The organism is Candidatus Pelagibacter sp. HIMB1715 (genome assembly GCF_052047595.1).
Taxonomy (GTDB): Bacteria; Pseudomonadota; Alphaproteobacteria; order Pelagibacterales; family Pelagibacteraceae; genus Pelagibacter.
Window position 1 is genome coordinate 1 of sequence record NZ_JBNAJY010000033.1, and the last position, 12246, is coordinate 12246.

11 protein-coding genes are annotated in these 12246 nt (G+C 27.9%); all 11 read right to left on the reverse strand.

Annotated features, from left to right (window positions below):
- On the reverse strand, positions 1-647 hold a 647-nt coding region (uppS, locus tag ACTTAY_RS06980), incomplete at its 3' end, for a polyprenyl diphosphate synthase (RefSeq protein WP_440672896.1).
- Positions 644-1195, reverse strand: coding sequence for a ribosome recycling factor (gene frr, locus ACTTAY_RS06985; RefSeq protein ID WP_440672897.1), 552 nt, complete (start codon positions 1193-1195; stop codon positions 644-646). The genes uppS and frr, both read right to left, overlap by 4 nt.
- The gene (gene tsf / locus ACTTAY_RS06990; protein WP_440672898.1) at positions 1196-2047 is read right to left on the reverse strand and encodes a translation elongation factor Ts; all 852 of its coding nucleotides are present in this window, start codon (positions 2045-2047) and stop codon (positions 1196-1198) included.
- Between the two features lies 1 nt (position 2048).
- The gene (gene rpsB, locus ACTTAY_RS06995; protein ID WP_440672899.1) at positions 2049-2867 is read right to left on the reverse strand and encodes a 30S ribosomal protein S2; all 819 of its coding nucleotides are present in this window, start codon (positions 2865-2867) and stop codon (positions 2049-2051) included.
- Between the two features lie 129 nt (positions 2868-2996).
- Positions 2997-6413 carry a DNA polymerase III subunit alpha gene (gene dnaE, locus ACTTAY_RS07000; protein WP_440672900.1) on the reverse strand — a complete coding sequence of 1139 codons (3417 nt, stop codon included), beginning with the start codon at positions 6411-6413 and terminating at the stop codon, positions 2997-2999.
- On the reverse strand, positions 6406-7083 hold the full coding sequence (locus ACTTAY_RS07005; protein ID WP_440672901.1) for an ABC transporter ATP-binding protein: 678 nt from the start codon (positions 7081-7083) through the stop codon (positions 6406-6408). Before ACTTAY_RS07005 ends, dnaE begins: the two co-directional genes overlap by 8 nt.
- Positions 7076-8305 (reverse strand): lipoprotein-releasing ABC transporter permease subunit, encoded by a 1230-nt coding sequence (locus ACTTAY_RS07010; protein ID WP_440672902.1) that lies wholly within the window; start codon positions 8303-8305, stop codon positions 7076-7078. Before ACTTAY_RS07010 ends, ACTTAY_RS07005 begins: the two co-directional genes overlap by 8 nt.
- Positions 8302-9636, reverse strand: coding sequence for a proline--tRNA ligase (gene proS / locus ACTTAY_RS07015; RefSeq protein ID WP_440672903.1), 1335 nt, complete (start codon positions 9634-9636; stop codon positions 8302-8304). Before proS ends, ACTTAY_RS07010 begins: the two co-directional genes overlap by 4 nt.
- A 1-nt stretch (position 9637) precedes the next feature.
- The gene (locus ACTTAY_RS07020) at positions 9638-9883 is read right to left on the reverse strand and encodes a DUF1467 family protein (RefSeq protein ID WP_440672904.1); all 246 of its coding nucleotides are present in this window, start codon (positions 9881-9883) and stop codon (positions 9638-9640) included.
- The gene (locus tag ACTTAY_RS07025) at positions 9883-11541 is read right to left on the reverse strand and encodes a ribonuclease J (RefSeq protein WP_440672905.1); all 1659 of its coding nucleotides are present in this window, start codon (positions 11539-11541) and stop codon (positions 9883-9885) included. Before ACTTAY_RS07025 ends, ACTTAY_RS07020 begins: the two co-directional genes overlap by 1 nt.
- Position 11542: 1 nt before the next feature.
- Entirely contained in the window at positions 11543-12232 is a 690-nt protein-coding gene (locus ACTTAY_RS07030; RefSeq protein WP_440672906.1) for a type III pantothenate kinase, read from the reverse strand.
- Between the last annotated feature and the right edge of the window lie 14 nt (positions 12233-12246).

A 12246-nucleotide genomic window follows, 5' to 3' on the forward strand; every position in this document is an offset into this window, starting at 1 on the left:
TTTTTAAACTTTTTGATTATTCTTATAAAATCTTTTTGATTAAATTCAGGCCAAAGTTTTTTAGAAAAAAAAATTTCAGAATAAGATATTTGCCATAATAAGAAATTACTTAGTCTGTTTGTATTTCCAGTTCTTATTAGAACCTCTGGGTCTGGAATTTTTTTTGTATATAGAGAATTTGATATATTATTTTCTGATATCTTAAGTTTGTTTTTGCTAATATATTTTATTGCATTTAATATTTCTTTTTTTGACCCATAATCTAAAGCTAAATTAATTTGTAAAGCTGAATTTTTTTTAGTTAAATTTTCACTTTTTTTTAAAATATCTTTAATGTTTTTAGGAAATTTTTTTTCACCAATTATTTTCAGTTTAATATTTTTTTTATTAAATTCATCTATTTTTTTTTTTAAAAAAGTTTCCAAAAGATTGAAAAGATAATTAATTTCTGACTTGGGTCTTTTCCAATTCTCAGTTGAAAAAGCAAATAAAGTTAAGTATTTAATCTTATTATTTATGGTTATTTGAATTATTTTTTCAACAGTTTTTAATCCTTCTTTATGCCCTTTATTCCTCGAATTTTTATATTTTAGACCCCATCTTCCATTACCATCCATTATTATGGCCACATGATTTAGTGGGTTCATATTGTCATTATTTCTTTTTCTTTAAGAGAAACTTTTTCATCAACAGATTTTATATGATCGTCTGTAATGTTTTGAATAATTTTTTCCTTAGATTTTTCCTCATCTTCTCCTATTTCCTTAGATTTTAATAATTTTTTAAGATCTTCATTTGCCTCTCTTCTGATATTTCTTATAGAAACTTTACATTTTTCACCAATGGATTTAATTATTTTTTTAAGTTCATTTCTTCTTTCCTCATTCAATTCTGGCACTGGAAGTCTAATTAACTGTCCATCTATTTGAGGATTAAGGCCTAAATCGGATTTTTTTATTGCAGCATCTAGCAAAGGTACATTGTTAACATCCCAAACTTGAATATTTATCATTCTGGGTTCAGGAGTTGTTATACTTCCAATTTGATTGATTGGAATTTGTTGACCGTAAACATCAACTCTAACAAGATCAAGCATAGCTGCATTAGCTCTACCCGTTCTAAGAGATGATAATTCCTTAGAAAATACATCTATGGCTTTATCCATTTTTACACCATAAGATTTCTCGTCAAACATCTACTCTCCTATTTTTATTCTAAAGAATTCCTTAATTTTTAAATCAGCTATTGAAAGTTCTTTTACAATATCTTGAACTTTTTTCTTAGGTTCCATTACCCAAGCTTGAGTTAAAAGTGCATTTTCTTCTTTAAATTTGTTCATTTTTCCTAAACTTATTTTTTTAGCTATTTCATCAGGTTTGCCTGAATTCTTTAACTCCTCAGCAACAAGTTCTTGTTCTTTAATAATTACTGTTTGGTCAATTAAATTCGACTCGAGCGCTAAAGGATTTGAGGCTGCAATATGCATAGATAATTGTTTACCAAAAGATTTAACTGTATCTGATTTATCATTCGTATCGAGAGATACTAATACAGCTAATTTTGCTACATTATCTTTTACAACTGTGTGTAGGTAGTGGTTGTTTACTCCATTTTTATTTTCAATAGTTTTTGTTTTTCCAATCGTAATTTTTTCACCAATTTTTGCAATTAGCGCTACTAAATTATCATCTACACTCTGGCCATTTTTCATTACAGCTCTTTTTAATTCATCTTGATTAGAGCTATGATGGTTGTTTAATTCACTTAATTCTTTAACAAAACTTATAAAGTCATCATTTTTTGCAACAAAGTCAGTTTCACAATTTACTTCTATTACAGAAGTTTTATGATCATCACCTGATACTACAACAACACCTTCTTTAGCATCTCTTGACATTTTTTTTGATGCCTTTGATATTCCTTTAACTCTTAGGATCTCAATTGCTTTGTCTAAATCACCACCAGATTCTTTAATAGCTAAATTACAATCTTTAAATCCAGCACCACTAGCTTCTCTTAATTTTTTAACTTTTTCTATATCACTCATTTTAGTTTAGCTTTCCTTTATCTTCGTTAGAGAATTTTTTTTCCAACTTTTCTCTATCAATTTCTTGAATAGTTTTATTTTTATCATCACCATTATCTACTTTTACTGTTTCTTGCTTAGGTTCAGACGATTGAATTGAACTTTTTGCATTATTGATCGTTTCTTTAATTAGGTTGCAGTATAGATCTATAGCTCTTCTTGCGTCATCATTACCTGGAATTGGATAATCAATATGATCTGGGTTAGAATTACTATCTAGAATAGCAATTATAGGAATACCTAATTTTGATGACTCAGCAATAGCTAATGATTCATAATTAGTATCAATTACAAAAACTAATTCTGGAACTTTTTTCATTTCTGCAATTCCACCCAATGATCTTTGGAGTTTGTCTTTTTTTACACTCATCTTAAGAAGTTCTTTTTTAGTAAAACCTCTATTTTCAGCAGCTAAATCAATTTCTAACTTTTTTAATTTTTTAATTGAATTAGATATTGTTCCCCAATTAGTTAGCATTCCTCCTAACCATCTATAATTTACAAAATACTGATCAGTATCTTTAGCAACTTCAGCTATCGCCTCTGATGCTTGTTTTTTAGTTGAAACAAATAAAATTTTTCCATTATTTGCTATTGTATTATATATTTTTTCTAGAGCTACTTTGGTTAATTCAAGTGTCTGTGTTAAGTCTATAATATGAATTGAGTCTCTTTTTCCAAAAATGTATTTCTTCATTTTTGGATTCCATCTCAAAGTTTTGTGTCCTAGATGAACACCAGCTTCTAATAATTGTTGAATTGTAACGTTAGGTATTTTCATATTTATTCCCGGTTAAGCCACCACAGTAATTTCCAATTAAGGACCGGAGGTTTAAAACCAACAACTGTGTGCGTGTTAATTTAATTTAATGGTTATTTACAAATATTTAGCAAAATTGACAAGTTTTATTTAGCTAATTTCTGCTTGAATTTGCTGTTTTCTTAAAAGATTTAAAGATTTTCTATCAAGATTCATTGGTTTTTTTAATTGAAAATTTAAAATTTGATCTTCTGTTGAGAGATTAAATTTTACTTGGGTTTTACCGTCTTGATTTAAGAATTTTGAAATCTCTTGGATTTGTTCAATAGATTTAACATTAAAGGATATTTCGTTAATTGAACTATTAAATAAATCTTTTAAAGAAGCTATTTTTTGAACATTAATTCTTTTAAAACGGTTTTCATCATTAGAAATATTCTTAACTAAGGTCAAAATTAATGAGTTGCCTTCTTTTAGGATTTCTCTATTTAATTCTAACAAATCTGAAAAAATAAATATTTCAAATACACTATTTAAATCTGTTAACTTTAAAACAGCATACGCATTTCCTTTAGCAGTTTTTCTCTCTTGAACTTTAAGTAATGTTGCAGCTACATTAACATTTTCTGAATTATCATCAGAAATAAATTTTGTATAATCATTAATTTTGTAATCATCAAAAATGTCTGTAAATTGATTTAATGGGTGATCAGATATAAAAAAACCTACTGATTCAAATTCTTTTGATAATCGCTCTTCAAATTTCCAATCATCTATTTTAACTATAATGTCTTCCTCTGTTTCAATGTTATCAGAAAATAAATCTATTTGATTGGTTAGCTTATTTTCAGAAATATTTTTATTTTTTAAAATTAAATTAGGTATTGAGTTAAAGATTGCTTGTCTATTTGAGTTTAAATTATCAAATGCTCCTGCTTTTACTAATCCCTCTAATTGTAATTTATTTATATCTTTGGGATTAACTCTATTTATAAAGTCATTAATAGATTTAAATTTTCCATTTAACTCTCTTTCTTCAACAATATTAGAAATTGCCTCATAACCTACAGCTTTAATTCCGCCTAGTGCATAATAAAATTTTCCATCAATAGTTCTAAAATCTGCAAAACATTCATTGATATCAGGTCTAATTGTTTCAACATTAAGTCTTTTTAATTCCTCATAAAACTCACTTAATTTATTTTGATTAGAAATATCCATAGTCATTGACGCAGCAATAAATTCTTTAGGATAATAAGTTTTTAAATATGCAGTTTGATAAGAAATTATTGCATAAGCTGCGGCATGACTTTTATTAAAACCGTATTCTGCAAAAGGTTCAATTTTTAAAAATATTCCAGCTGCAACATCTTTAGAAATTCCATTTTTAACTGCTCCTGCAATAAAGCCTTGTTTTTGTTTCTCTAGTTCAGCTCTCTTCTTTTTACCCATTGCTCTTCTCAAAATATCAGCTTGTCCTGCAGTAAACCCAGATAATTTTTGAGCAATCTGCATTACTTGTTCTTGATAAATAATTACCCCATACGTAGGTTTTAAAATATCTTCCAACAATGGATGTAAATAATCAGGTTTTTGCTTTCCATGTTTGCAATCATTGTAAGTTGGTATATTGCTCATAGGGCCTGGTCTATATAATGCTACCAAAGCAATAATATCCTCAATATGATTTGGCTTCATATGAAGCAAAGCTTCTCTCATTCCAGCACTTTCAATTTGAAATAACCCTACTGTTTTACCAGATGATAAAAGATCAAAAACTTTTTGGTCATCATAATTAATTTCTTCGATATTAAATTTTTTATCTTTTTTTCTTATTAATTTTTGAGTGTTATTTATTACTGTTAGTGTCTTAAGGCCTAAAAAATCAAATTTTATTAATCCAGCATTTTCAGCTGAATACATATCAAATTGTGTTGAGGGTAAAAGTAAATCTGCAGAATTATCTTTATATAAAGGAACCACTTCTGTTAATTTTTTATCTGCAATAACAACTCCTGCTGCATGAGTAGCAACATTTCTATTCAAACCTTCTAATTTCAATGATAACTCTGTTAATTTTTTAACTCTAGTATCCTCATTAATGAGCTTTTGTAATCTTGGCTCTCCAGCTATACATTGGGTTAAATTTTGAGGTCTAGAAGGATCAAAAGGTATTATTTTTGATATACTGTCTATAAATCCATAGGGTAATCCCATAACTCTACCAACATCTCTAATCACCATACGTGCTTTAAGTTTACCAAATGTAATTATATGAGCGACACTATCTTTGTATTTTTTAGTTAAGTATTCAAAAACAAGATCTCTTTTATCTTCACAAAAATCTATATCAAAATCAGGCATGGAAATACGATCAGGGTTCAAAAACCTTTCGAATATTAAATTAAATTTAATTGGATCAACGTCAGTAATTGATAGGCACCAAGCTACCAATGATCCAGCACCTGAACCTCTACCAGGACCAACTGGTATATCATTTTCTTTAGCCCATTTTATATAATCAGATACAATTAAAAAATAACTAGAATATTTCATTTTAATAATTATTGAAAGTTCATGATCTAGTCTTTCTTTATAAAGAAGAAAATTTTTATCATTTTCAAGATCATTATCTTTAATATTAAAAACTTTCGAAATTTTATCTCTCAGACCTTCTAAAGAATATTTAGTTAAAAGATCATCTGCATTTCCATCTTTATCGCTACTAATATTTGGCAATATTGGATTGGAAAACAAAGGTCTAAAATTGCATCTTAAAGGAAAATTATAATTATTTTCTAATGCTTCTGGTATATCAGCAAATAACTCTGTCATTTCAGAGTTAGTTTTTAAATAATGTTGATCACTTAATTTTAATCTATTTTTTTCATTTATATAGGTTTTGTTACCAATACAAATCAAAGCATCGTGAGCTTCATGCATATCTTTTGATAAATAAAAAACTTCATTTGTAGCAATTATTGGTATTTCTAGTTCTATAGACTTTTTTAGATTAAATTTTTCAAACCCATTTTCATTAGTGTCGTTGTGTCGTTGAATTTCTAAATAAAACCTATCTCCAAAAACTTTTTTTATTTTTGAATAAATTTCGTTTATTTCTGTAAATTTTCCTTTATCAAATAATTTTCCAAAAAAACCTAAAACTGTACCTGAAAAAACTGAAACACCATCAGAACTTTTTAATAATTCATCAAAATTTACATGAGGGTCACTTAATTCATCATTTTTTAAATATGAATTCGAGGACAATTCAATAATGTTTTTATAACCTGTTTCATTCAAGGCAAACAAAGGTAACAATCCAGTTGTATCATTTAGTTTAAAATTAATTTGAGTACCAATAATTGGCTGTGTTCCTGATTTAGAAATTTTTTCTGCAAATTCTAAAGCACCACATAAATTAGAAGTGTCACTTATTCCTAAAGATCTAATTTTGTTTGATTTGCAATATTCTTGCAAATCATCAATCTTGGCTGCGCCTTCACATATAGAATATTGTGTATGTACTTTTAGATGATTAAAATTTTGATTTAATGACTCAGACATTAGATGATTTTATAATACCATCTCTCATCTCCAATAGGCAATCTGCCTTATTAGCAAAAAATCTATTGTGAGTTGCAAATATTATTAATCTATTTGATTTTTTTTGATTATATAAAAGTTTAAAAACTTCTTTTGCTGTATTCATATCCAAACTGCCTGTTGGCTCATCTGCCAAGATTATTTCAGGATCATTTACGATAGCTCTTGCTATAGCTACTCTTTGAGCCTCACCACCCGAAAGTTGTGAAGGAAAGTGATTTGATCTATTTGAAAGACCAATTTTTTTTAATAATTTTTTAGCCTTTGTAATTGCTAATTCTTTGTCATTATTGTTAGCAAGTAATGCTAAATAAATATTTTCGATGGCAGTAAAATCAGAAAGAAGATTGTTTTGTTGATAAACAATACCAATTTTTTTTGATCTAAAAATATCATTTTCTTCTGTGTCATTAAAATTAATTTGATTTTGATTAAACATAATTTGACCTGATGAAGGTCTGTCTATTAGAGAAATTAAATTTAACAAAGTTGATTTACCTGAACCAGAAGGACCCATGATTGAATAAATTTTACCTTTTTCGAAATTTTGCGACAAACCCTTTAAGACTTTAATCCTTTTTTCAGTCTCAAAGCTTTTAAATATACTTTTTAATTCTAAATAATTACTCATATTTTAAAGATTTAATTGGATCTAATCTAGCAGCTTTAAATGCTGGAAAAATTGATACTAAAATAGTTATAATTATTGAGCAAACTGAAATTAGAATAATTGATGTCGGATTAATTTCAGAAGGCATCTTGCTTAAAAAATATATTTCTTCAGGAAATAAACTTATATTGAAAACTGAGCTTAAAAATTGTCTAAAATTTTCAATATAAATAGAAAAAGTTACACCTAGAAAAATACCAAAAATTGTTGCGGTAGTACCTATTATTACTCCAACTAAAAAAAATATTTTAATTATTGATTTATTTAATACTCCAATTGATTTTAAGATGGCAATATCCCTTGTTTTGTTTTTTACTAAAATGGTTAATCCTGAAATAATATTAAATGCAGCAACAATTATTATTAATGACAAAATAATAAACATGACATTCCGTTCAACTTTAAGAGCTGAAAATAATGAACTATTCATATCTGCCCAACTAAAGACAAACTCATCATCAAAAACCTGTTTTACTATTAATTTTTGTGATTCAATATTATTCGGATTTTTCAGATAAATTTCTAAATTTCTTTCGTTGGGATCGTATCCAAAGAACTCTTCTAAAACATTAAGTTCTATAAATGCAATATTGTTATCAAATTCTGCTAAACCACTATTAAAAATTGAATTAACTATAAAAGTTTTTTGTTTTGGCATACTGCCAATTATTGTTTGAACACCAGATGGTGACATTAATGTCAATTCATCTCCTATTTCAAGATCTAGAGAAAAACTTAGCTCGCTTCCAATTGATATAAAATTTTCATCAAATTGATTTAATTCACCTTTGAATTTTTTATTTGTTAATACCTCTAAAGTTAAAAGATCATTATATTTATAGCCACGTAACACTATTCCTTTAGTATTATTATTTTTAAGAATAATTGCCTCTCCTGAATTACTAAAAATAATATTCTTAGAAATTGAATTTAATTTATTATTTATTTTATCTTCATCTATTGAATTTGAATAAGGTTTAACAGTTACGTGTGAATTAAATCCAACAATTTTGTTGATCAATTCAGTTCTAAAACCATTCATTACCGACATAACAACAATTAGAACAGCAACACCAAGACTTATTCCAATGAAAGAAAATATTGAAATGACATTTAAAAAGCCATCTTTTTTTCTAGCTTTTAAAAATCTAAAAGTAATTTCTTTTTCTAAAGTAGAAATCAAATTGAATTTTTTTGTTTATTAATAATTTCTATAATTTTGTTTAAAGGTAAGTTTTGAGTTTCACCACCTGTTTCTTTGAACTCAAGTAAATCACCCTCACTTTTCTTACCAATAAGAATTTGGTACGGAGCCCCAATCAAATTCATTTTTTTAATTTTGGATGAAAAATTTTCATCTGTGTCATCAATAATTGCGTCAATATTATTTTTTAATAACTCGCTGTTAATATTATTTGCCCTATCTAGTGCTGAATTATCGTTTTTATTTATCATCGGTATCAAAGCAATATCATATGGAGCAACAGACAATGGCCATTTCATGATTTCATTTTTTTCATCATATTTTGCTTCTATTATGGCCCCTACTAACCTTGATACACCAATTCCATAAGAACCCATTTTAACAAAATCTTTTTTTCCACCTGGCAAATCTACTGATGCATTCATAGGTTTTGAATATTTGTCCCCAAAATAAAATATATGGCCAACCTCAATACCTTTTGTGATTAATTGATTTTCTTTAGAAACTATTTTTTCAAATTCATCTTTATTAAACTTTTCATCCGTCACAGCATAAAATTGCTCATATTTTTTTCTCATTTTCTCTAAAGAGGATTTTTCTAATTGAGTATCATCACTGTTTAAATCAAAAATTCTTTTGTCAGTAAAAATTTTACTCTCTCCTGTGTCTGCTAGGATAATAAATTCATGCGATAAATTTCCTCCAATTGGACCTGTGTCAGCAGCCATAGGTATTGCAGTTAGATCTAATCTTTTAAAAGTTTTTAAATAAGAAAGAAAAAATTTATTGTAAGAAAAAAATGCTTCCTCATCTGATACATCAAATGAATAAGCATCTTTCATATAAAACTCTCTTCCCCTCATTATTCCAAATCTAGGTCTTATTTCGTCTCTAAATTTCCATTGTATGTGGTACATAAGTTGGGGTAATGATTTATAAGATTTAATTGAAGATCTAAAAATTTCTGTAACTTGCTCTTCATTGGTAGGTCCATAAAGCATTTCTCTATTTTGACGATCAGTTATTCTAAGCATCTCCTCACCGTAATCATCATATCGACCACTTTCTTTCCATATCTCACTAGATTGAATTGTTGGCATTAATATTTCTTGAGCTCCAATCTTATTTTGCTCTTCTCTAACAATTTGTTCTATTTTTTTCATTACCTTAAATCCTAAAGGTAACCATGAGTATATTCCTGCAGAAGCTTGCTTGATCATACCAACTCTCAACATTAGCTGATGAGATTTAATTTTCGCTTCCGAAGGATTATTTTTTAATATTGGAATAAATGAATTTGATAAAAGCATCTTAACTGATCATATTTCTTAAATTTAAATATTCAAATTTTATTAGTAAATAAATAATGGTAAAAATTACTGTAGTTATACCAGTGCAATACAAGAATTTTTTAAACATTTTTGGATTTTCAGGTGACCCTGGATCTTCACCATCAATTTTTACTGTTTTTGATCTATTTACATCAATAGGAAGTATAGCAAAGAAAACTATCCACCATATAATTACATAGATAATTGCTAAACCAGTTACACTCATTAAATTCTGACTAAGTTAATATTAGTGAAAGGTTTTTTTCCTGTTCTTTCTTTAGAAAATTTTCTGCAGGCAATTTTCAATGCATCGATTAAATTATGCTCTTGTTGCTTGCTTCCAATTTTAAAAGTTCTAGAAGTTTTTTCTATTTCTTCTTCCAGCCCATAAACAAATTCTTCTCTATCATCTACTGGCAACCCACGAAAAGAAAGCACAGGATTGTTGTGAATATTTCCTTTAGGTGTTATCATTAAAGTTACTTCAAGATATCCATTTTCACTCAAATTTTTTCTATCTTTTATTGACTGTGAATCTGGATCAACACTTACATTGCCATCTAAATATAATCTACCACTTGGAGCTTTGTCGTAAACTTCAGGGTGATTACCAGGATATAACTTAACTATATCACCGTTTTCTACTTGTACAGGATATGGAACTTGCATTTCTTTTGCAAAATTTATGTGTTCTATCATGTGCCTATGTTCACCATGTACAGGTATTACACATTTAGGTTTAACCCATTGATACATTTCTCTTAAATCCTCTCTATTTGGATGACCAGAAACATGAACAAATTCAGTTTCTTCTGATATCACTTCTATACCATCTTTAACAAGTTGGTTGTGCAATTTATAAAGTTTTTTTTCATTTCCAGGTATAATTTTTGATGAAAATATTACAGCATCATCTTTTTCAATAAAAACATCAGGGTGTACATAACTGGAAATTCTCATCATAGCTCCCATTGGTTCTCCTTGGCTACCTGTACAAAGATAAACTATTTTTTCTCTTGAGAAATTTTTAGCTTCACGAGGGTCAATTGGTTCAATTGTATTTTTTAAATATCCACATTGACGTGCAGCTTTGTAAATACGATGCATCGATCTTCCAACTAGTGAAATTTGTCTTCCTGTTTGCTCAGCACAATAAAATGCTGTCTCCATTCTTGCTACATTAGATGCAAATGAAGTGATGATAATTCTCTTTTTCAATCTCGACATTACATTTAACATATTTTTTCTAACATCAAGTTCAGATCCAGACTTGCCAGCACTAAAAACATTAGTAGAGTCACAGATCATTGCTAATACTCCTTCATCACCAATTTCTTTTAATCTCTTGTCATTTATATTGTCACCAATAAGTGGATTGGGATCTACTTTCCAATCTCCTGTGTGTAAAATTACACCAGCAGGAGTTTTTATTCTCAAGCCATTGGGTTCTAAAATTGAATGAGTTAAAGTTATATATTCAATTTCAAATGGATCTAATGAAACAGTTCCATTTAATTCAACAATTTGTAAATCATTAGTAATATCTATTTGTTTTTCTCTAAACTTCTCTCTAATCAAAACTGCTGTAAATGGAGTAGCAAATATTTTACATCTTAATTTTGGCCATAAATGTGCGATTGCTCCTATGTGATCTTCATGTGCATGAGTTAAAACTATACCCAACAAGTTATCTTTTCTTTCAACAATAAATCCAGGATCTGGATAAATTAAATCAACACCTGGTATAGTGTCATCAGCAAAAGTTACACCAATGTCTACCATTATCCATTTATGATCGCTTGGTTGACCGTAACCAAACAAATTCATGTTCATACCAATCTCACCTGATCCACCTAGTGGACAAAATAACAATTCATCTTTCATATTATTTTATTTGCTCAGAAATCTTTATTAGACCTTTAATTGTAATATCTTGGTTATGTTTAACTTTCGATTTTATTGAACTTGTAAATAAATCAGAAAATCCACCTGTCAATACAACTTTGAAGGATTTTCTTGTCTCTTTCTTAATTAAATTAATCATATTGTCAATCAAACCAGCATAACCCCAAAAAAAACCTGATCTAACAGCTGAAAGTGTGTTGCTGCCTATTACTTTTTTCATACGTTTAAGCTCAATTTTTGGGATTAAAGTAGCTCTGTCTGACAAAGTATTAAGAGACAACTTAATTCCAGGAGCTATTATCCCTCCCATATACGTATTTTTTATCAAGACATCAAACGTTGTAGCAGTACCAAAATCTAAAATTATATAATTGTTTTTGTTATCCAATAAACTTATAGCGTTTGTAATTCTATCAGAGCCCACCTGGTTGTAGTCAACTTTAATTTTAATCATTGATTTTAAATTCAAATTTTTTACTTCATTGCATTTAACTTTAGTGATTTTAGAAAAGTGGTTTTTTATAATTTTAAAAGTGTTTGGGACAACACTACAAAACAATATTTTTTCAATTTTATTTATTTGAATTTTATTTTTTTTAAATAAAATTTTTTTTTGTTGGAAAACCGAAAAAAAACACCCAAAAACAAGTACCAGAAAATAAACCCCAATTTTTTAAAAAAAAA